The organism is Parafrankia sp. EUN1f (assembly GCF_000177675.1).
Classification (GTDB): domain Bacteria; phylum Actinomycetota; class Actinomycetes; order Frankiales; family Frankiaceae; genus Parafrankia.
Window position 1 is genome coordinate 20,514 of the sequence record NZ_ADGX01000023.1, and the last position, 21,418, is coordinate 41,931.

General features: G+C 73.1%; 10 protein-coding genes. 5 read left to right on the forward strand and 5 right to left on the reverse strand.

The genetic code is table 11. The features are described from left to right. Positions 1-381: 381 nt before the first annotated feature. Complete coding sequence (locus FREUN1FDRAFT_RS09470; protein ID WP_006539790.1) at positions 382-1,656, forward strand: NADP-dependent malic enzyme; 1,275 nt, start codon at positions 382-384, stop codon at positions 1,654-1,656. A 165-nt stretch (positions 1,657-1,821) separates the two neighbouring features. Here FREUN1FDRAFT_RS09470 and FREUN1FDRAFT_RS46080 read toward each other — a convergent pair whose 3' ends face one another. Then, positions 1,822-1,965, reverse strand: a complete 144-nt coding sequence (locus FREUN1FDRAFT_RS46080) for a hypothetical protein (protein WP_006539791.1) — start codon at positions 1,963-1,965, stop codon at positions 1,822-1,824. A 297-nt stretch (positions 1,966-2,262) separates the two neighbouring features. Between FREUN1FDRAFT_RS46080 and FREUN1FDRAFT_RS09480 the strand changes: the two genes are divergently transcribed. Continuing rightward, positions 2,263-3,237 carry a zinc-binding dehydrogenase gene (locus tag FREUN1FDRAFT_RS09480; protein WP_006539792.1) on the forward strand — a complete coding sequence of 325 codons (975 nt, stop codon included), beginning with the start codon at positions 2,263-2,265 and terminating at the stop codon, positions 3,235-3,237. 54 nt (positions 3,238-3,291) lie between these two features. On the opposite strand, the gene FREUN1FDRAFT_RS09485 is transcribed toward FREUN1FDRAFT_RS09480, so the two are convergent. Together FREUN1FDRAFT_RS09485 and FREUN1FDRAFT_RS09490 are read right to left on the reverse strand one after the other, a co-directional pair. Further along, complete coding sequence (locus FREUN1FDRAFT_RS09485; RefSeq protein ID WP_006539793.1) at positions 3,292-3,471, reverse strand: DUF6104 family protein; 180 nt, start codon at positions 3,469-3,471, stop codon at positions 3,292-3,294. Positions 3,472-3,766: 295 nt separating this feature from the next. Beyond that, positions 3,767-7,477 (reverse strand): multifunctional oxoglutarate decarboxylase/oxoglutarate dehydrogenase thiamine pyrophosphate-binding subunit/dihydrolipoyllysine-residue succinyltransferase subunit, encoded by a 3,711-nt coding sequence (locus FREUN1FDRAFT_RS09490; RefSeq protein ID WP_006539794.1) that lies wholly within the window; start codon positions 7,475-7,477, stop codon positions 3,767-3,769. A 406-nt stretch (positions 7,478-7,883) separates the two neighbouring features. Between FREUN1FDRAFT_RS09490 and FREUN1FDRAFT_RS09495 the strand changes: the two genes are divergently transcribed. Both FREUN1FDRAFT_RS09495 and FREUN1FDRAFT_RS09500 read left to right on the forward strand, forming a co-directional pair. After that, positions 7,884-10,070, forward strand: coding sequence for a hydantoinase/oxoprolinase family protein (locus FREUN1FDRAFT_RS09495; protein WP_083828637.1), 2,187 nt, complete (start codon positions 7,884-7,886; stop codon positions 10,068-10,070). A gap of 385 nt (positions 10,071-10,455) precedes the next feature. After that, entirely contained in the window at positions 10,456-11,100 is a 645-nt protein-coding gene (locus tag FREUN1FDRAFT_RS09500) for a thymidylate kinase (protein ID WP_006539796.1), read from the forward strand. Between the two features lie 108 nt (positions 11,101-11,208). On the opposite strand, the gene FREUN1FDRAFT_RS09505 is transcribed toward FREUN1FDRAFT_RS09500, so the two are convergent. After that, positions 11,209-12,267: a thiamine-phosphate kinase gene (locus FREUN1FDRAFT_RS09505; RefSeq protein ID WP_050795796.1), complete on the reverse strand. Its 1,059-nt coding sequence runs from the start codon at positions 12,265-12,267 to the stop codon at positions 11,209-11,211. A gap of 342 nt (positions 12,268-12,609) precedes the next feature. Between FREUN1FDRAFT_RS09505 and FREUN1FDRAFT_RS09510 the strand changes: the two genes are divergently transcribed. Next, entirely contained in the window at positions 12,610-13,950 is a 1,341-nt protein-coding gene (locus FREUN1FDRAFT_RS09510) for an acetamidase/formamidase family protein (protein ID WP_006539798.1), read from the forward strand. A gap of 511 nt (positions 13,951-14,461) precedes the next feature. Here the strand turns inward: FREUN1FDRAFT_RS09510 and FREUN1FDRAFT_RS09515 are convergent. Further along, positions 14,462-21,376, reverse strand: a complete 6,915-nt coding sequence (locus tag FREUN1FDRAFT_RS09515) for an AAA domain-containing protein (RefSeq protein ID WP_006539800.1) — start codon at positions 21,374-21,376, stop codon at positions 14,462-14,464. Positions 21,377-21,418 lie beyond the last annotated feature (42 nt).

Consider the following 21,418-nt stretch of genomic DNA (forward strand, 5'->3'; position numbering starts at 1 on the left):
GCGGCCTGTCGCCGCGGCGCGCGACGGTGTCGCGTGCCGCCCGAGACGCCTACAAGCACAGTCATGTCACGAGCACGCTACGTCGGTGGCCTCGGTTCACGTCTGTCGGTTTCGCGCAGGAGACATCCATGGCCGGTCGGTGGCGAACCAGACAGCCGGGCTCGGGGCGCTGCACGTGCCATATTGGAAGCTGCGCCGGGCCACCCCCGCCGCAGACATGTGGCACAACCAGCCGCCTCACACGCCGAGGCGACAGCGCAAGGCCCGCCGCCCCGCGAACGCGTGATCTTCGCCGGGGTCCCGGGAACGTCCTAGCCACGTCCGGGCAGTGACACCGTTCGCCGGACGGTACCGCCGTGGCTTGTCCGAGGAGCCCCTTTCGTGACCGCAACGACCGACCACACGACCCTCGACCAGTCCATCGCCGCCCCGGTCCAGGGCACGGCCTCGCCGCAGTCGCCGGCAGTGTCGCCGGGCTTCGACGGGCCGAGCCCGCGCCCCTCCGACGACGATCCCGCCTTCGCGCTGCACCGGGGCGGAAAGATCGGGATCGGCCTGACCGCGCCGCTGAACAACCGTGAAGACCTCTCCCTCGCCTACACGCCAGGCGTGGCCAGGGTGTGCATGGCGATCGCCGAGGCGCCGGCACTGGCTGACGATTACACCTGGCGTGCCAACACGGTCGCCGTTGTGACCGACGGAACCGCTGTGCTCGGCCTCGGCGACATCGGGCCCGCCGCGGCGCTGCCGGTCATGGAGGGCAAGGCCGCGCTGTTCAAGCACTTCGGCGGCGTGGACGCGGTGCCGATCTGCCTCGACTGCACCGACGTCGAGGAGATCGTCGACACCGTCGCGAGGCTCGCCCCGGGCTTCGGCGGTGTCAACCTGGAGGACATCTCGGCGCCGCGCTGCTTCGAGATCGAGGCGCTGCTCCAGGAGCGCGTCGACATCCCCGTCTTCCATGACGACCAGCACGGCACCGCGATCGTGGCGCTCGCCGCGCTGGAGAACGCCGCGCGGCTCACCGGCCGGAACCTCTCGGACCTGCGGGCCGTGGTGTCGGGGGCGGGCGCCGCCGGGATCGCCGTGACCCGCATCCTGCTCGCGGCGGGGATCGGTGACATCGCCGTCGGTGACAGCCGCGGCATGATCTACGCCGGCCGCGATGGCCTGACGCCGATCAAGGCCGCGCTCGCCGCGGACACGAACAAGGCCGGCAAGCAGGGCTCGATCAACGAGGCCCTCGCCGGTGCGGACGTCTACCTCGGCCTCTCCGCCGGCAAGGTGCCCGAGGAGGTCGTGGCGACGATGGCGCCGGAGGCGATCATCTTCGCGATGGCGAACCCCGACCCCGAGATCGACCCCGAGGTCGCGCACAAGTACGCCCGCATCGTCGCGACCGGCCGGAGCGACTACCCCAACCAGATCAACAACGTCCTGGCCTTCCCCGGGGTGTTCCGCGGTGCGCTGGATGTCCGCGCGAGCCGGGTCACCGAGGGGATGAAGCTGGCGGCCGCCCGGGCGCTCGCCGATGTGATCGCCGACGAGCTCAGCGAGGACAACATCATCCCGAGCGTCTTCGACGCGCGGGTCGCCCCCGCGGTCTCGGCGGCGGTGGCCGCCGCGGCCCGTGCCGACGGAGTCGCACGCCGCTGACCAGGCGAACCTGAGGATGGCCGCCGAGGGTTTCCCGCCCTCGGCGGCCACACTCGCCTCCGGCCGGCTGCAGGCCCTGTCAGGGAGCCGGCTCGCAGGCCCCTGCCAGGGCCGCTGGCTGGCCGGCAGGGCCCAGCCGAGCGGCCGGGACCTGGCCTGGAACGGTCAGACCCGGCCGCAGCCCAGACAGGGCCGGTTCTCGTTCACCTCGGCCAGCGGGCGCAGCGCGCCGCAGCCCTTGTAGGAGCAGCACACAAAATCCGCCGACGGGACGATGATGATCCGGTCGCCGTCGGTCGCGAGCGTCATCGGCGGCTCGGGGGCTGGCACCGGCCGATGCCGACGCCAGCCGAATCGGCGACCGCCCCCGTCACGGCCGACCGCAGCCGGCGTTCCTCCCTGTGTTGCCACGGGACTGAGTTCAACACATCCGCGGGGTCGGCGCGACGGCCGGGGCCAACGGAACGTGCGGCCACGGGCCGCCGGGCTGCGCGGAGGCTCGTCGGGTGCGGGCTGAAGCCGCCCGAACCCGGACGAACTCCGAGGCACCGAGAGGGCACGGAGCGTCCGAGCGCCAGGCGTCACCGGCGCAATAGGGTCGGGCTCGTGCTTGCCGCTGCCGCAGTCGCGATCAACCCAGACGACCCGCTCTCAGGCCTGCGCGTCGGTGATCAGCCCGCGCCGGTGGTCCCGGAGGGCTGGACCACGGTCTCGGTGCGGGCCGCCGCGCTCAACCATCACGATCTTTTCAGCCTGCGCGGTGTCGGCCTGCCCGCCGAGCGGCTGCCGATGATCCTGGGCTGCGATGCCGCCGGGGTCAGCGCCGACGGTGCGGAGGTCATCGTCCACGCGGTCATCGGCGACCCGGCCCGGGGCGGCGGCGACGAGACCCTGGACCCGTCCCGGACGCTGCTTTCCGAGCTGCATCCGGGAACACTCGCCGAGCAGGTGGCCGTCCCACGGGCGAATCTCGTCCCGAAACCGGCGTCGCTGTCGTGGGAGGAGGCGGCCTGCCTGCCGACCGCCTGGCTGACCGCCTACCGCATGGTGGTCAGCCGCTCGGGCCTGCCCGCGAGCGGCGGTGGCACGATGCTGGTCCAGGGGGCCGGCGGCGGGGTGGCGACGGCGGCCCTGATGATCGGTAAGGCGGTCGGGCACACCGTCTTCGTCACCTCGCGGGACGAGGCCAAGCGCCGCCGTGCGCTCGATCTCGGCGCCGACCTCGCGGTCGCGACGGGGGAGCGTCTGCCTGCCCGTGTCGACACGGTGATCGAAACGGTCGGTGCCGCCACCTGGTCGCATTCGGTGCGTTCGCTGCGCCCGGGCGGCCGGATCGTCTGCTCCGGGGCGACCAGCGGGCCGAACCCGCCGGCGGAGCTGAACCGGATCTTCTTTCTCCAGCTCTCGGTGGTCGGGTCGACGATGGGCACCCGCGGCGAGCTGGCCGACCTGGTGAGCCTTCTGGACCGCACCGGCACCCGCCCGCTGGTCGACGATGTCCGCCCGCTCGCGGACGCACGAGCCTCGTTCGAACGTCTCGCTCAGGGCGAGGTGTTCGGCAAGCTCGTCCTCACCGTCTAGTGTCTAGGCCGGGTTCTCCGGGAGCGGTGCGGCGGGCGCAGCGCGGGTGCGGCGCTAGAGGTCGGGGTCCTCGTCGGGCCGGGCGAGCCAGGTCGCGAGCTGTTCGACGGCGTCCTCGAACTGCGGGTGCAGGTCGACGAAGGTGCGCAGCGCGTCCGCGAGCCATTCGAAGGACACCGACTCCTCGCCGCGCCGGTTGGCGAGCTCCTCGATGCCACGGTCGGTGAAGTACATGCCTGGACGGTATCGGGTCGTACGAGTCGCGGAGCCGTGCAAGGTCGCGGAAACGAGATCCGGCGGTGGGCCGGGCCCGTGGCAGTCAGGGCCCGGCCCACCGCCGGCTTGGGTCGCTGTCGTCGCGTGTCCTGCTATGCGCCGCTGTGCGTACGCTTGCTGCTATGTAGCCGCCCGGTCGCCTGCCGCGGACCAGCTCAGGTGCTGCGGCCGCAGCAGGCTGGCGGGTCGGAGCCGCGCCGATCGTGCACTGCGGCCGCCTGGCGCCAGGCGGCCGCAGTGGCACGGTCAGGCGTCAGTCGCTGAAGGCCGCCTCGACGAGAGCTGCCTGCTCCCGCTCGTGCACCCGGGACGAGCCGGAGGCCGGGGCGGCCGAGGCCCGCCGCGAGACCCGCCGCAGCCGCAGACCCTCGGGCAGCGACTCGGGCAGGTTCAGCGCCATGTGCGGGTAGGCGCCCTGGTTCGCCGGCTCCTCCTGGACCCAGACGAGGTCGGTCACGTTCGGGTACCTGCTCAGCAGTGCGGCGAGCTCCGGCCCGGGGGTCGGGTAGAGCTGCTCGACGCGCAGCAGGGCGAAGCGCTGGGCGTCGTTGCGCTTCTCCTTGGCGGCGGCGAGGTCGTAGTAGACCTTGCCGGCCGACAGCAGCACCCGCCGCACGCTGGCCGGGTCGCTGACCGAAGCGTCGTCGATGATCGGCTGCCAGGCTCCGCCGGTGAGCTCCTCGACAGTGCAGGCGGCCGCCTTCAGGCGCAGCATCGACTTCGGCGTGAAGACGATCAGCGGCCGGCGCACCGGTGACAGCGCCTGCCGGCGCAGCAGGTGGAAGTAGCTGGCCGGGCTGGACGGGGCGGAGACGGTCATGTTGCCGTCGGCGCACAGCGAGAGGAAGCGCTCGATGCGGGCCGAGGAGTGGTCCGGCCCCTGGCCCTCGTACCCGTGCGGCAGCAGCAGGGTCAGTGAGGAACGCTGGCCCCACTTCGCCTCACCCGCCGAGATGAACTCGTCGATGATCGACTGTGCGCCGTTGGCGAAGTCGCCGAACTGCGCCTCCCACAGCACCAGGGTGTCGTCCCGGGCCACCGAGTAGCCGTATTCGAACCCCATCGCGGCGAACTCGGAGAGCAGCGAGTCGTAGGTGTAGAAGGTGCCGACCCGCGACCCGTCATCGTTGCGCAGGGTGCGCAGCGGCGTGTGGTCCTCCGCGGTGTAGCGGTCGACCAGCACGGAGTGCCGCTGGCCGAAGGTGCCGCGGCGGCTGTCCTGGCCGGTGAGCCGCACCGAGGTGCCGCCCAGCAGCAGGCTGCCGAACGCGATCATCTCGGCGAGCGCCCAGTCGATGGCCCCGGTCTCGACCATCTGCGGGCGGCGTTCGATCTGCGGCCGCAGGCGCGGGTGCACGACGAAGCCGTCCGGCAGATTGACCTGGGTGTCGACGATCTTCTTGACGGTCTCGAGCGACACTGCGGTGGTGACTGCGGCAGCTGCGGCGGCCTCGGCCGGGGTGGTGACGATCCGCGGCTGCGGCGTGGGCCGGGTCGTGGTCTCCCTGGTCTCGGAGAACGCCTTCTCCAGCTCGGCCCGGTAGCTCTTCATCGCGTGTTCGGCCTCGTCGCGGGTGATGTCCCCACGGCCGATCAGGGCCTCGGTGTAGACCTTGCGCACCGAACGCTTGGAGGCGATCGTGTCGTACATCAGCGGCTGGGTGAAGGACGGCTCGTCCATCTCGTTGTGACCCCGCCGGCGGTAGCAGACCAGGTCGATGACGACGTCCTTGTTGAACTCCTGCCGGTAGGCGAACGCCAGCGCCGCCACCCGGACGCACGCCTCCGGGTCGTCCCCGTTGACGTGGAAGATCGGCGCCTGCACCATGCGCGCCACGTCGGTCGCGTAGACCGAGGACCGGCTGGACGTCGGTGACGTGGTGAAGCCGACCTGGTTGTTGATGACCACGTGCACGGTGCCACCGGTGCGGTAGCCGCGCAGCTGGGAGAGGTTCAGCGTCTCGGCGACCACACCCTGGCCGGCGAACGCGGCGTCACCGTGGATCAGCACCGGCAGCACCGTGAAGCCTTCGAAGCCCTTGTCCAGGACGTCCTGCTTCGCGCGGGCGACACCTTCGAGGACGCCGTCGACGGCCTCCAGGTGCGACGGGTTGGCGACCACCGAGACGGGGACGGTGCGCCCCTCCTGGTCGGTGTAGACGCCGTCGGCACCCAGGTGATACTTGACGTCACCCGAGCCGTGCGCGGTCTGCGGGTCGACGTAGCCCTCGAACTCGTCGAAGATCTGCCGGTACGACTTGCCGACGATGTTGGCGAGCACGTTGAGCCGCCCGCGGTGCGCCATCCCGATGACGACCTCGTCGAGCCTGGCCTCCGCCGCCCGGCCGAGGATCTCGTCCAGCAGCGGGATCGTCGACTCGGCGCCCTCCAGCGAGAACCGGCGCTGGCCGACGTACTTGGTCTGCAGGAACGACTCGAAGGCCTCGGCGGCGCCGAGGCGCTCCAGCACGTACAGCTGCTCGGCCGGGTCGGGCCGCTCGGCGGAGCGCTCCACCCGGGCCTGGATCCAGGTGCGCTCCTCCGGCTCCTGGATGTGCATGTACTCGATGCCGACCCGGCGGCAGTAGGAGTCACGCAGGACGCCGAGGATGTCACGCAGCCGCATCGTGCGCTGCCCGGCGAAACCACCCACCGCGAACTCGCGGTCGAGGTCCCACAGAGTCAGGCCGTGGCCGATGATGTCCAGGTCGGGGTGGCTGCGGATGGCGAACTCGAGCGGGTTCGTGTCGGCCATCAGGTGACCACGCACCCGGTAGGCGTGGATGAGCTCCATCACCCGGGCGCCGTGGTCGAGGTCGCCCTCGTGGTGGGCGGAGATGTCGGGCAGCCATCGGATCGGCACGTAGGGGACGCGCAGCGAGGCGAAGATCTCGTCGTAGAACCCGTCGGCGCCCAGCAGCAGCTGGTGGATGCGCCGCAGGTACTCGCCGGACTGCGCGCCCTGGATGATCCGGTGGTCGTAGGTGCTGGTCAGCGTCATGATCTTGGAGATCGCGAGCTTCGTCAGGGTCTGCTCGGAGGCACCCTGGAACTCGGCCGGATACTCCATGGCGCCGACGCCGATGATGGTGCCCTGACCCTCCATGAGGCGCGGGACGGAGTGCACCGTCCCGATGCCGCCGGGGTTGGTCAGGCTGATCGTGACGCCGGTGAAGTCGTCCATGGTCAGCTTGTTCGTGCGGGCGCGGCGGACGAGGTCCTCATACGCCAGCCAGAACTGGCTGAAGTCGAGGGTCTCGGCCTTCTTCACCGCGGCGACGACGAGCTGGCGCCCCTTGGGCGTGACCAGGTCGATGGCGAGACCGAGGTTGATGTGCTCCGGCTGAACGAGCGTCGGCTTGCCGTCGATCTCGGCGTAGGACGCGTTCATCGCCGGGTGGTCGATCAGGGCCTTCACCATGGCGTAGCCGATCACATGGGTGAAGGAGATCTTCCCGCCGCTGGACCGGGCCAGGTGCCGGTTGATGACGATGCGGTTGTCGGCCAGCAGCTTCGCCGGCACCGCACGCACGGACGTCGCGGTCGGGACGTGCAGCGAGGTCTCCATGTTGGAGACCACCCGGGCGGACGCGCCGCGCAACGGGGTGCGCTCCCCGGCGGCGACCGCGGCGGCGGGCTTGGCCGGCGCGGATGCCGGCTTCGCGCTCGCGGCGGCAGGCGCCGGTGCCGGTGCCGGTGGCGCCGTGACCGGTGCCACGCTCGCGGTGGCAGCCGGAGCGGAGGGGGTCGAAGGCGTCGGCGTTGACGCGGGACTGGGGACGGTGGCACCGCTCGCCTGCGCGTTCCCGGCAGCCGGGTTCGCGGGGCGGTAGTCGGAGAGGAACTCGCGCCATTCGGGGGAGACGCTCTCCGGGTCCTCGAGATACTGCTGGTAGATCTCGAAGACCAGCCACTCGTTAGGGCCGAAGTCAGGTTCTGACGCGGGTACCGTCGGTGCTGTCACGGAGCCAATCGCCTCTATCCACGGTGTACATCTCAGCCTGTTCGCAGGCCCTTCGCTACCGTCTGCTCAGATTACCCGCTGTGGACGGACACCCCGAAGCTGCCCTCCCCGGCGTCGCGTCACATTCGTCCCGTTGTGTCAGGGCTGATCGCCTCCTGCCGGCGCCACGATCCACTGGCTCGGCCCGATGGCGATCTCGCCTGTGCCGCTGGCAAAGGCGGGTTGTCCACGCGATTCCCCGCCGGCCTTCGGCGCTGCGCGCGAGGTCACACGAAGACCCAACAGGTGGTTCCGTACCTGGTGCCGGCTCAGCCTTACCGGCCGCCCGGTACCGCTTCACGTTGTTGCTCTGGGTAATCAGTGCTCTGGGTGGCCGCTGCTGCCACCGGCCGGCCAGGGCGCCAGCATGTCAGGGACGCCGTCGGAAGTCAGGGAAGCAGGAGGCCGAGTGCCCGATCACCAGGAGCCGTCCGGCGAGCGGGTCCGGCTCGGAGTGGATGTCGGCGGCACCTTCACCGATCTGGTGGCGGTGGATCCGGACGGTGGGGTGCGGTTCGCCAAGGTGCCGTCCGTTCCCACCGACCCGTCCGACGCGGTGCTGGCCGCGGTGGCCGCGGCCGGCCTCGCCCCGACACAGGTCGGCACCTTCGCCCACGGGACCACGGTGGCCACCAACACGCTGCTGGAACGCGCCGGGGCCCGCACCGCGCTGGTGACCACACGGGGCTTCCGGGACGTGATCGAGATCGGCCGGCAGAACAGGCCGTCCCTCTACGACCTGACCAGGGACCGCCCGCCCAGCCTCGTCCCGCGCGAGCTGCGCTTCACCGTCGCCGAGCGGTGCGGGCCGACCGGGGTGATCGAGCCGTTGCGCGACGAGGACGTCGCCCGGGTCGTCGAGGAGGTGGCGGCCGTCCCCGACCTCGCGGCGGTCGCCGTCTGCCTGCTGTTCTCCTTCGCCTTCCCCGCCCATGAACAGGCCGTCGCCACGGCGCTGCGGCGGCGGTTGCCGGGCATCACGGTGGTCGCCTCCAGCGAGGTGCTGCCGGTGTTCCGCGAATACGAGCGCTTCACCACGGCTGTCGCGGACGCCTATCTGACCCCCGGACTCTCCACCTATCTGCGGCGCCTGGAGCACCGGTGCGCGCGGCGGTCGCTCACCGTCCCCATGATCATGCAGTCGTCGGGCGGTGTCACCGAGCTCGCCGAGGCGGCCGGGCACGCCGCCCGCTGTGTGCTGTCCGGCCCGGCCGGGGGCGTCGTCGGCGCCGCCTACGTCGCCGGCCTCTCCGGCGTCCGTGACCTGCTGACCTTTGACATGGGCGGGACGTCGACCGATGTCGCGCCCGTGCTCGGCGGGCGGGCGCTCACCACGTCCGAGTCGGTGCTCGCCGGGGTGCCGATCATGCTGCCCACGGTGGACGTCCACTCGGTCAGCGCGGGCGGCGGCTCGATCGCCTGGGCGGACGCCGGCGGCGCCCTGCGGGTCGGCCCGCGTTCGGCGGGAGCCGACCCCGGCCCGGCCTGCTACGGGCGCGGCGGCACCCGGCCGACGGTCACCGACGCCGACCTCTATCTGGGCTACCTCGCCGACGGCGCGGGACTCGGTGGCGAGGTCACGCTCTCCCGGGCAGCGGCCGAAGCGGCGCTGAGCGGGCTCGGTGCCGAGCTGGGCCTCACCCCGGCACAGGCCGCCGCCGGGGTGGTGGCCGTCGCCGACGCGGAGATGACCCGGGCGCTGCGGGTCGTCTCCGTCGAACGCGGCATCGACCCGCGTGAGCTGGTGCTGGTGGCCTTCGGTGGGGCCGGTGGGACGCACGCCTGCGCGTTGGCCGAGGAACTCGGCATGTCCCGGGTGCTGGTCCCGCTGGCCGCCGGGGTGCTGTCGGCGCTGGGGCTGGCGATCGGGGACGTCCGGCGTGACCATGCCCGCCCGCTGATCGGCCGGCTCGGCGAGGTCGATCTCGCCCGCGCCTTCGCCGACCTGGCCGCGGACGCGACCGCGGACGCAGACGCTGCCACGACCACGACCACGACCACGACCACGGCCACGGCCACGGATGCGGCTGCGTCCGCCGAGCCGGGGCAGGCGTCGGAGGAATCGCCGGCCGTGCTCCAGCGGCGCGTCGACTGCCGGTACGCGGGCCAGTCCCACGAGCTGACCATCGACGTCGCCGAGCCGGAGGACGCCGAGCTGCGGGAGGCCGAGGCCGGGGACGCGGTCGGCGCCGCCTCGATGGCCCAGGCCGTGCGTGTCGCCTTCGAAGCCGAGCATCTGCGCAGATACGGGCACATCGCGCCGGAGCGTGAGATCGAGACCGTGGCGGTGCGCCTGGTGGTGACCGTGCGCGGCCCACGTCCCGTCCCGGTGGCCCCACCCGCCGACCCGACCGTTCGGCGCGGACGCCGGCAGGCCTGGCTGGACGGTGCGTGGCAGGACGTCGACGTGGTCCCGCGCGCCGCGCTCGGCGTCGGTGACGTCGTCGCAGGCCCGGCGGTGGTCGAGTTCGCCGAGGCGACCTGTCTGCTCCGCCCCGGCTGGACGGGCACCGTCGACGACGTCGGGACGCTCGTCCTCACCCGTCAGTTGTAACGGAGGGGAACAGGAGGGCGCAGTGCCGCGTTAGGATAAGCAGTGCCGGTCCGTATCATGGCCCCCGGACCCATATTGAGTCGCTACGTGCGACATCACGCCGTGAGGCGACCTGGCGGGCCGGCACCCACAATCCTGGTTTGGCGTGTTCGCCCCGCTTTTGGCGGGGCTTCCCGGAGGGGCTTGTGGGATGTTGGTCGGGGGGCCGAGCCCCCCCGGGACCCCCCACGGGAAACCCTCGGTAGGTGGTCGGTAGGTGGTAGGTGGCGGGGGCTGGGGGTTCGGGAATGTGCCGGGAAGACACGGCCCCGGAGATACTGGGCCTGTCAAACGAAGTGCGCCGTCTCGCCAATGCTTCGGCGACCACCTTGCTTACGCTTGTCGGGTGCGACGCCGGCCGATCATTGCTCTGCTCGGGGTGGACGGGTCGGGCAAGACGACCCAGGCCAGGCGGCTCGCGGTCTGGTTGAACGGACAGGGTGTGCCGGCCCGCTACTTCGAGAACGCCGGCGGTCGCCCGATCTGGGATGCGCTGGCGCGACGGCTCGACCGTGCTGACGGGCAGGCGCTGTTCGGCCGCCGCGCCTACGTCGCGGTCGAGGCTTCCATGCGCTGGGTGGCGGTCAGCCGGGCGCTCGCGCTTTCCTGGCTGACCGGCCGCGTCGCGGTGATGGACCGCTACGCCTACTGTCAGTATGCGATCATGCGTGCCCGCGGCGATCGTGGCGAACGTCGAGTGCGTGGCGCGTTCCGCCGGTTCCCTGCGCCTGACCTGGTCTGCTATCTGTCCGTCCCCGCCGGGCTCGCGCAGCGGCGGGTGGAGCAGCGTGGACGCGACCGTGAGGAACTCGGCTACCTCGTCGCCTTCGACGAGGCGTACCGCTCCCTGCCGGAGGCGTCGTCGTTCGTCGTCGTCTCGGCCGAGGGATCGTCCGAGGACGTCCAAACAGCCTTGCGGGCGACCGTCCTACCGGTGCTCGCCCGGTTTCGGGGGACGGCGGGCCGTCGTCCAGGCTGTGATTGGAGGTAGGGCCGTGCCGTTCACCTGGAATGAGGTGCGGGCCCGGCGCCCCGCGGGGACAGCGTCGCCGAGCACCGTGTCCGGATCGACGCCGAGGTACGTGCCTACCGGTTCGGATCAGGCGAAGTGGTCCCAGCCGGGCTGGTCGTGCTGGTCCCGGCCGTTGACGAGGACGCCGTGGTGGCGCGTGCCGGCGCCGGTGGGCCGCTCGTTCAGGACACGCCCGATCACCGTGCAGCCCGCCGGCAGTTCCGTGCCGGGGGCGACACAGGCGACGAGTGCGTGATCGTCCCCGCCGGTCAGCACCCAGTCGAATGGATCCGCGCCCAGTGCCGCGGCGGCGGCGCTTATCCGCGCGGGTACCGGTATGAGGGCGGTGTCGAGATCGATCCACACCGATGAGGCCGCGGCGATGTGGCCGAGATCGGCGAGCAGGCCGTCGGACACGTCGCACATCGCGTGCGCGCCGGCCGCGGCCAGCTGCGGGCCGAGTGGATAGGGCGGCTGTGGCCGCCGGTGGGCGGCGAGCAGCTCGACGTACCCGGGATCGTCCAGATTCACCGCGGATCCGCCGGTAGCGCCGGTAGCGCCGGCAGCGGCGGCGCGGAGCAGCGCGAGGCCGGCCTGGGCCCAGCCGAGCCGGCCGGCCAGGACGACGAGATCCCCGCCGCGTGCGGTGTCCCGGCGTACCGGTGCGCGGCCGGCCAGATCGCCGAGCGCGGTGATCCCGAGCACGATGGTGTCGGAGGAACTGATGTCGCCTCCGGCGACCGAGGCGCCGACCAGCTCGCATTCGTCGCGCAGGCCGTCGGCGAACTGCTCGGCCCAGGCGATCGGCAGGCTCCGCGGAGCCCCCAGCCCGACGACCAGGGCGGTCGGCCGGGCGCCCATCGCGACCACGTCGGCGAGGTTCTGCGCTGCGGCCTTGCGGCCCACGTCGTAGGCGGAGGACCAGTCCCGCCGGAAATGTCGGCCTTCGAGGAGCAGGTCGGTCGTGATGACGACCCGGCCGTCCGCGCTGGCCACCACGGCGGCGTCGTCGCCGGGCCCGAGCAGGACGTCCGGGCCGGCCGGCAGGCGTCGGGTGATCGCCTGGATCAGCCCGAACTCGCCGAGATCCGCGACAGTCGTGGCGTCGGGCGTGGTGTCGGCGGTGTCTGGTCTGCTGGCGCTCATGGCCCGGCCCACGCTATCGGTCCGGGCTGTGGTCGCCGCGCGGGTCGGTGTTCTGTCGGGATTCAGGCGGGATTCGGCGCTGTTAACGAGGTAATTGACGCCGACTGCAACATCCACGACATCGTGACGTCATCTTCCGCTGCGACTCTGACGCGCGTGCATCACCCTCAGCATCGTTGTCGGCGGCCGGCTCGTCCGGTAGTCGTGCGCGTCGTCCGCGAGCCCGTGGGGCCTCGCGCCGGCGTCCGTCCCAGCGTGGGCGGCGAGCGATGACCGGGCTCCCGCGGGTGTGCACAGGGCGCCGACCCGGCCTCGCCGGGCGTCGGCACGGGTAGGGCGCGAGTGGCCCTGCAGCCGGGACGAGGAAAGATCGAGGGCCGGCACTATCTGCCGTCCACCCCGGAGACGATCAGCTGGGGTGCCCTCCCGAACGCGCGGACGCGACCGGTGCTCAGCGTGGACTCTGGCACGACCGTCACCATCGACACGGTCAGCCAGGAAGGCATTCTCGAGGACCAGGGCCGCGATCCCGATGCCTTTCTCGGAGGTTTCGGGGTCGTCCCCTCGGAGGTGTTGGAGGACGCGCGGGCCATCGCCGCGTCCGGCGTTCCACACCGGTTCGGCACGGACGGCTCGGATGTGGTGACGGGCCCGATCCACGTACGCGGCGCCATCCCCGGCGACATGCTGCGGATCGACATCCTCACACTGCACCCGCGGGCCCGTTATGGCGTGATCTCCACCCGGCACGGCGCGGGCCTGCTCGCCGGGGAGTTCCCGGAGACGCCGGCACCGGCCCTCGACGCCGACGCGCGGCGCTGGCAGGGCTATCGCACGGTGACATCCTTCTGCGCCGTGGAGCGCCGGCGGGGGCGGCTGTTCGGGGCCATGCCGAGCGGGAGCCACGGGCGCATCCGCTTTCCGCTGAACCCGTGCCTGGGGATCATGGCTGTCGCGGCCGACGTGACGGACGATACGGTCACGTCGCGCTCGACCGGCGCCTTCGGCGGTGCGCTGGACTGTCGGGAGCTCGGCCCCGGCGCGCATCTGTACCTGCCCGTCCAGGTGGCGGGGGCGCTTTTCGCGGTCGGCGACCCCCACTATTCCGTGGGCGACGGGATGATCGGGGCGACCGCGCTGGAGGGTCCGCTGCGGGCCACCCTGCGGCTGGTCACCCTGCGAGAGGCGGCGGCGACCGCCGCGCTCGGCGCGCTGCGTGAGCCGTTCATCGAGACCGAGGAGCTGTGGATCACCACGGGCTTCGACCCTGATCCGCGGGAGGCGGTGCGCCGGGCGGCGCGGGCCGCGGTGAGGTTCCTCCAGACCAGGGGCGGCCTGCAGCGGGCGGACGCGGTCGCGTACCTCGCGGCGGCGGCGGACTTCGGCATCGGCCGGCTGACCGACGGCCACGGGACCGGCTTCTGCCGGCTCCGCCGCTCGGACTTCAACGAGCCGGCGCCGGTCAAGTCACGGCTGCCGCGCGGCGGCTTCGCCCGGATCGTCGGTGCCTCCGACTCCGACTCCGACCCGACGCCCGACTCCGACCCGACGCCCGAAGTCGAGTCGATGCCCGAAGCCGAGCTCGGACGTCCCGACGCTGACCGTCAGGTCATCGTGCCGGAGCCGACCCGCGAGGCGGTGACCGCCGTCGGCCAGTCCGGGACCGACGAACCGGCCACCTAGTTCGGGCGCAAGACGCCAATCGGACGGACGTGGCTGAGGTCGCCACGGGTGGTGGGCGACCCCCGGGGCCGCTCGAAGCGTCGACGCTTCTGGTCGGTCTGGTTTTGGAGCGCGTAGCAGAATCCGGAGAAGCGGCGGATCCGACCCCCGATATCGACCTGGCGGTCCGTGCCCACCCGCCACAGGCCGACCCACCGGGGATTCAGTGCCGCCGCGCAGAGCCAGCAATTCATGCCAATTCGGACAACAAGGGCAGGGGAGTCGCTTGGCAATCCGCAAAAAGTGAGGCTTTTGGCTGCCGCGGCAGCCAAAAGCCTCATTTCTTTCTCGTAAGCAGCGGCATCGGCGGAAGCTCGAGGCTCGAGGCTCGGGAATCTGCGACGGGCTCGCTGGCGCCCGAAATCCTCAGATATTGCTCGGTAGCAACGGCGCGGCGGTCCGGCGGCCACCCGATCGGGGAGCTGCCGGACCGCCGTGGGCCGACACCGGAGCCAGGCGGCTCCGGAGCGGCTCAGTCCGCCGTGGGAGGAACGTCGTCGAGGCCCTCCAGCTCGGAGAGCTGGATGGGATGCCACCGCTGGCGGCGTTCGTCCGGGTCGGCGTGCACCGAGGCCACACCGGGACCAGCCGTGTCGGATGTGGCGGGAGCGTGGTCGGCCGACGGACGGCTGGACTCGAGGTCGTCCGCGTCAGCCGTGCCACCGGTCGCCCCACCGGTCGCCGTGGCGGAGGCTGCTGGTCCGGTGTCGGCCTTCCCGCCGGTCGGCACCGCCGTGATGTTCGCCTCCGGGACGACCGGTGCGCCGGGCGAGACAGCGTCCTCCGACCACTGATCCGGCCCGGAGGGGAGGTCGTGCATGGCGGGGAAGCCGCTGGGTGACGTCCCCACGGACGCCCAGCCGGTGGGCGAGCCACCGGACGTCGACCAGGCGCCGGTCGTGCCGGAGCCGGCGGCGCCGGAGCCGGTCGTGCCGCCCGCGGACGGTCGCGGCAGGCCCGGTGTGCTCGGGAACAGGTCCCGCGCGGTGAACCTCCCCGCGTCCCGTGGTTCCGGAACCGGCAGGGCCGAGGGGCGCACGGGAGCTGAATCCCGCCCGGGTGCGGTGGTGTCACCGGCGGGCCGTGGTGCCGGCCTCGACCCGCTCTCCGGCCGCACCGGGCCGGCCGGAGCGGCCGCCGACAGGGCCTCCGCCGCGGCGGCCGGCGACCCCGCCGGAGCGGACGTCGCGGGAGCGGATGTCGCGGGAGCGGATGTCGCGGGAGCGGATGTCGCGGGAGCGGACGGCGCCGCGATGGACGTCGCCGAAGCCGCCGGTGGGAGGGCCCTGGGTGCCGGGGCCGCGGGTACGGCGGTGCCGGCGGGTACCGGGCTCGCGTACTCGGGCGCGGTCAGGAGCTGGGTCACGTGCATCGCCGGGTCGGGATGGTTCGGCGTCACGGGCAGGTGCGCAGGGAGGGCGATCGGCAGGATGCCCGCGGCGGCGAGCCGGGGCCACAGCGGGGCGAGCGCCGCCTCCGGGTCGATCTCGAACTCGGACCGGCGGATCCGCCAGATCCGCCAGCCGACCCGGCGCAGCTCCCGCTCGCGGGTCAGGTCGCGCTCGACATCCTCGGTGGATCGGGTGGTGTCCCCGTCGCACTCGACGGCGAGCCGGGCCCGCCCCCCGGACACGACCAGGTCGAACCGGCGGCCGTTGATCTCGACCTGCGGTGTCACGTGGTATCCGCGGGTGGCCAGGGCGAGGAAGACCCGCTGCTCGAACAGGGAGTCGAAGCGCGGATGCGGCAGGACCGGGCTGACCTCGGACGCGGCGACCGGCGCCGCCGAGATGGCCGTCGGCGCCGACCCCGAATGCGCCAGCACGTAGCTGAGGTAGCTGTGCCGCAGGTCGACGGGGTCGAGGTCGGAGGCCGAGACCGAGTGGAACAGCCAGACCTGGTCGCGGGCCCGGGACGCGGCCACGTTGAACCTGCGCTGGTACTCCAGGCGGGTCAGCGAGGTGTTCGACGTGCCGGGCGAGATGACCAGGGAGAGGAAGATGACGTCCCGCTCGTCGCCCTGGAAGTCGGGTGGCGATCCGACCCGCAGCCGGCGCCGCTGCTGCTCGGCGGCGGACATCCGGGAGACGAGCTCGGAGCGGATGAGCTCGGCCTGGGCGGTGCCCTGCAGCACGACGATGCCGAACGTCAGGCCCCGGTAACGCGGATCCTCGGCGCATTTCAGCACCTGGGTGACCAGCGCCTCCGCCTCGACGGGGTTGCGTGGGCCGTCCGCCGTCGGGGTGGTGTAGGCATGCGGGACGTACTGGGCGCGCAGCGGGGTGAGCCGGTCGACACCGAACTGCCGCAGCGGGATCAGCGGTGCGTCGCGGTAGAACATCGCCGACGACCACTCGATGATCTCCGGCATGCAGCGGAAGTGCTCGCGCAGCCGGACGACGTCGCCGAACCTGGTCCGCAGCAGGGAGAACAGGCTGGACCGTGGGGTGAAGCCGACCCGCAGCCAGCTGGGGATGTCCGGCAGCAGGGTGTCGAGCCGGTTGAAGACCGGTTCGAGCTCCTCGGCGGAGGCGTCCGGCGGCGTGCACTGCCGGTCGTCGCCGACGACGATCACCCGCGGCGCGAGCCAGAGCAGAAAGAGGCTCTCGAGGCCGGCCTGGCTTCCCTCGTCGACGATCACCACGTCGAAGCTGTCCCGTACCGCCGGGATGGTCGACAGCACCTCGCTGATCGGCATCACCCAGGCCGGGACGGCCGTCTGCGCGATCCGCATCGCCTCCCGGGCGGCCTGCCGGTAGCGCTCGGCGTGCCGGCCGGTGAAACGGCCGCCGGCGGCCATCGCGTCGGCGTAGGCGCGCAGGGCCGCCGACTGCTCGGTGCCCATCCGTTCCAGGCAGTGCTTCCAGGCCAGCGATCCGGCCAGCTCGGCGGTCGCGGAGGCGACCAGCTCGTCGGCGGCGTCGAGGTCGGCGTCCAGATCGGCCTGATCCGTGCCGCGGACGCGGGCGAGCCAGGTCGCGGCGACGGCGTGCGACCATGCCTTGCCGAAGGACTCGAACAGCTCCCCGAGGGCCGCCGGGCCGGTGGAGGCCTGGCCGCTCTGACCGGTCTGACCGGCCTGACCCGCGTGACCTGCCTGGCCGGACGTCGCGTGGCTGGCCGCGCCCTGGCCGGCGAACAGACGTCCCGCCTGCAGCAGGTCGGCCAGGACGGGGTGGGCCTCCCGGACCCGGCCGAGCAGCTCGTCGCGGCGGCGGGCACGGGCGCGGCCGTTCAGCGCGTCCGCCGTGGCCTCCAGCGCCGCGACATAGCCGGCCGGGTCGCGGGCCTCGACCGCCATGGCGAGCAGGGCCAGCTCGTCGACGGCATCCGGCTGGGCGGCGGCGGCGACGAGCTCGGCGGTGAGGTCCCGCAGCCCGGTGCCCGCGGCCGTGGCGGCCTGCCGCAGCCGGTACGCGTTCGCGGCCGCACCCACGTCGAAGCACGCCGTGGGGGAGTCCAGCGGGATCCCGTGCGCGCCGAGCGCGTCGAGCAGCGCCGCCAGCCGGCCGCGGGCCGCGACGGCGACGTCGATGGCCCGTGCCACGTCCTGCGCCTCGGTGAGACGGGCCAGCCGGACCTCCAGCTCCGCGGACGGGTCCGGGGCGACGCTGAGCAAAGACCAGGCGCGGGTCGCCGCGTCGAGCGCGACCTCCGCGCGCAGCCGGAACAGCGCCAGGTCCAGCAGCTCCGGGGTGCGGGGCGGGACCCCGTCGACGCTCGTCTCCTCGAGCAGGATCCGGGCGTCCTTCTGTGCCTTCGACCGGAAGAACCGGCGCAGCGTGCCGCCGGCGTCCATGTGCTCGCGCAGCGCGATGGCGGAGGACAGCAGCGCGATCGCGTCGGGCCCGCGACCGTCGGGGTAGCGGGGGAGCTCCACCTGGTGCAGGCCGAGCTCGACCACCGCCGCGGTCGCCTCCGCGATCGCGGGCGCCGCGGCGGCGACCTTCGTCCACAGCACCGCGGCCCGGCCGGCGAAGGCGTCGGCGAGCGCGTCCGCCGCCCACGGCTGCCGGACGGTGAGCCGGGCGATGATCTCCGCCGCGCGCAGCACGCCATCGACGGCGTCGGCCAGCCGGTCGGCCGCCTCGTCGCCGGCCAGGGCGAGTGCGTGCGCCAGCACCGGAACCATGGTCGCCGCCTGGCGGGACAGCGCATGCTCGGCGGTCTCGGCGGCGTGCAGGGCACCCTGCTCGGCGTAGGCCAGCGCGGTCAGCTCGGAGCGGGTGGGCAGTTCGCCGAGCTCAGGCGGCAGCCCGAACGCCCGCTGCTCACGCAGCGCGGACAGCGCGATCGCCGAGGTGATCGGGGATGGGACGGTCGGCGGGTCGGACGGTCCCGTGGACTCCGCCCCGACGGCCTGACCGGCCTGACCGGCCTGGGCCCCCGTCCCGGCCGAAGCGCCCGAACCACCCTCGCGACCTGCGCCGGCCGCGTCCGGGGCACGTTCCGGCCCGGCGCCACCGCCACCATGGCCCGGTTGGGCGGGTTGACCTGATCGCGTGGACTGTCCCGGCTGCGTGGACTGTCCCGGCTGGGCAGGCTGCGCCTGGCCGTCCGCCGGCACCGGCGGGGCGGGCAACGCGGGTGGTGCGGGCGGTGCTGGGAGGGTGGCGGGAATGGTCCGGACGAGCCGTCCCCCGATGGTGATCCGCAGCGGCGTGGTCGGCACGTTGGACGGATCGTGGGGTCCGCCGGGCGGCTGCCCGGGGCCACCGAAGCCACGCAGCGCCGAGGAGACGGGGTCGGGTGTCGTCAGCAGGCGCCAGAGCTCGGCGGCTTCGGAGTCGTTGAGCGGCGGGCGTGGCCAGCCACCACCCTCCGGCCCGGGCACGGGAACGGGGATCCATCCGTGCTCGGCGGCCTCGTCGCGCAGCCGCGCGGCGATCTCGGCGCGGGTGCCCGACCAGCCGGCACCGACCTCATACGTGCCGTGCCGGCGCCACTCGGCCGCCCGCCGTGCCGCCACCGCGGTCGCGATCCGCTCCCGCTCGGAGACCGCCGAGTTCCGGCGCTGGCGCGCCGTCCGGATCCGCTCATCCTGGGATCCGGCGTCGTAGACGGCCTTCTGGGCGGCCAGCGCGCTGACGCTGGTGGCGAGCTCGCCGGCGCCGCTCTCGGCGTCCTCGGTGAGCGAGACGCACAGCCGGCGCAGCTCGGGCGGGAGCTTCTCCTGCAGCACCCGGAGGGCCTGGCCCTTCTGGCTGGTCACCAGGACCCGGCGGCCTTCGGCGAGCAGCGCGCTGATCAGGTTCGCGATGGTGTGGGTCTTGCCGGTGCCCGGTGGGCCCTCGACGACGACCCCGTTGTCCAGGCGCAGCCTGCGCATCACCCGGGTCTGCTCCGGGCTGATCGGGAGTGGCGAGAGCCAGTCCCCGGCCACGTCGGCATCGGACGCATCGGACGAATCCGGCGAGCCGGGGGAGCTGGATGAGCCGGAGCCGGTGGAGTCGGTGGGGCCGGCGAGGGTGCCCGCGGAGCGGGGTGCGAGGGCCAGGCGGCCTGGTTCGGCGCCCTCCGCCGTGGCGAGCCAGGCCAGCCGCTCGGACGTGTCGAGGGTTTCCACGAGCTGGGCGAGTCCCAGCGGCGGCAGGCCTTCGCCGCGCAGCGCGTCCAGCATCTGCTCGTAGTAGTTGAGCAGCGCGGCATGCCCGCGGGAGCGCAGGATGAGCGCCGGCGCGAGGGTGAGCGAGGCGCTGGGGCCGGCCGGGCCGGGCGGTGGCCAGTTCGGGCGGTAGCCCTCGGTCGGGCCGTCGACGGCGAGCGTGAGCCAGTCCCGCAGGAGTCGCTCGTCGTCGGCCCCCAGCGGCGCCGCGTCACGTGAGCGGAGGCGCTCGTGCAACGCGTTGGTCCGTTCCGGCCGGAACGCCGGGACCCGGTCGAGGAAGGCGCTGTCCTCCAGCCGGGTGGAGGTACCCGCCGGCACCCGCAGCCGGATGGCTGACGTCATCGGATCGGTCTCGACCACGAGCCGGGTGACGAGCAGATGCCGTCGGACCGGGCGGGGCAGCTTCCAGGTCAGCAGGCCGGTGGCGAGCACCAGCTCCAGGGTGTCGCCTTCCTGGGCCAGACGCTGCGCAACCCCGTACAGCGTCGTGTGCAGGTGGCGTCGGTCGGCGTCGGCCCGCGCCCGTGAGCTCCACACCTGCCACGCCCGCGCCCATTCCGCGAACGCGGCCGCGACGTCCGCCGGAACCGGCGTGGCGCTCGGATAGGTGGTTGCGGGCTCGCCGGAGGTGCCGGCGCGCCCGTTGCCGGCGGCGCCGGCTGTGCTCGGCTGCCGCGGGCCGGTCACCTCACCGGTGCGCGGCCGGGTGCCGTTGGAACGACGGCCGTTGGACGTCGGCGAGCCACCCTTGGACGCCGGCCCCGAGCCGTTCGAGGTCGGTCCCTGGCCGTTCGAGGTTGGCCCGCTGCCGTTGGCGGAGGGCGCCGTGCCGTTGGAGGAGGGCGCCGTGCCGTTGGACGAAGATGCCGTGCCGTTGGATGAAGGTGCCGTGCCGTTGGATGAAGGTGCGGCGCCGTTGGACATCGGAGAGGAACCGTTCAGGGCACCCGATGGCGCGTCACCCGGGCCCGCCGCGTCATCCTGGCCGGGCTGGTCGTCGCCGTGGCCGGCATCGTCGGTGGGGTGGCCCGCGGCCCGGTCCGCCGGGCTCACAGCGGGCAGGTCGTAGACGAGGAGCGGGGCCGCGGTCAGGTCCACGTCGGCCGGGGGCACCGGCCCGTGCAGGACGATGCCGTGCTGCGCCCGGCCGGCGGACGCCTCCGAGCCACGGACGGGCAGCCGGACCCGGCCACGGAGGATCTCGGGCAGCGGTGGCGCGGGCGGAAGCAACGCGGCGGCGGGTGCCTCGAGCAGGACCTCGCCGGCACCGGCGGCTTCGAACAGCGACAGGCCGGAGGGCAGGCCGGCGAGCCAGATCACCAACGGGTTCTCGTCGACGTCGACGATCTGCTCGGACTGGGAGACCGCCACCTCGTGCAGGAAGCGCACGAGCCGGTGGCAGCGGTCGGTCAGCGCGGCGTAGCGCTCACGACGGGCGAGGTCCAGCGCCCTGGCGTCAGCGGCGTCGGCCGCGGTGGCGTCGCTCCTGCCACCGTCACCGCTGTCACCGGCGTCACCGGCGTCACCGGCGTCCGGGCCAGGGCGGCCGGTGCCGGTGCTGCTGTGGCTCTCGGTGCGACCGCGGCTCTCGGTTCCGCCGCGGCCCGCCGCGTGGTCGGCGCCGATGCCCGGCCGTGGCGTGTCGGAGCTGGCACGGGCCGTGGTCCGGGCGGTCACCCGTGCCGGACGGCGCTCCGCCCCGTCTGTGCCGACGTCCGCCGTGTCCGTGGCCCCTGCGTGAGCCACTCCGGAGTCCACCGAACCCGAGTCCGTCGTCATCTAGTCTCTCCCCGATTCCGGCCGGCGCGTGCCGGCGGCGGA

Coding starts and splice junctions, on each gene's coding strand:
- FREUN1FDRAFT_RS46080 (WP_006539791.1), bottom strand. CDS start 1,965: ATGACGCTCGCGACCGACGGCGACCGGATCATCATCGTCCCGTCGGCG.
- FREUN1FDRAFT_RS09485 (WP_006539793.1), bottom strand. CDS start 3,471: ATGTACTTCACCGACCGTGGCATCGAGGAGCTCGCCAACCGGCGCGGC.
- FREUN1FDRAFT_RS09495 (WP_083828637.1), top strand. CDS start 7,884: ATGTCAGGGACGCCGTCGGAAGTCAGGGAAGCAGGAGGCCGAGTGCCC.
- FREUN1FDRAFT_RS09505 (WP_050795796.1), bottom strand. CDS start 12,267: ATGAGCGCCAGCAGACCAGACACCGCCGACACCACGCCCGACGCCACG.
- FREUN1FDRAFT_RS09515 (WP_006539800.1), bottom strand. CDS start 21,376: ATGACGACGGACTCGGGTTCGGTGGACTCCGGAGTGGCTCACGCAGGG.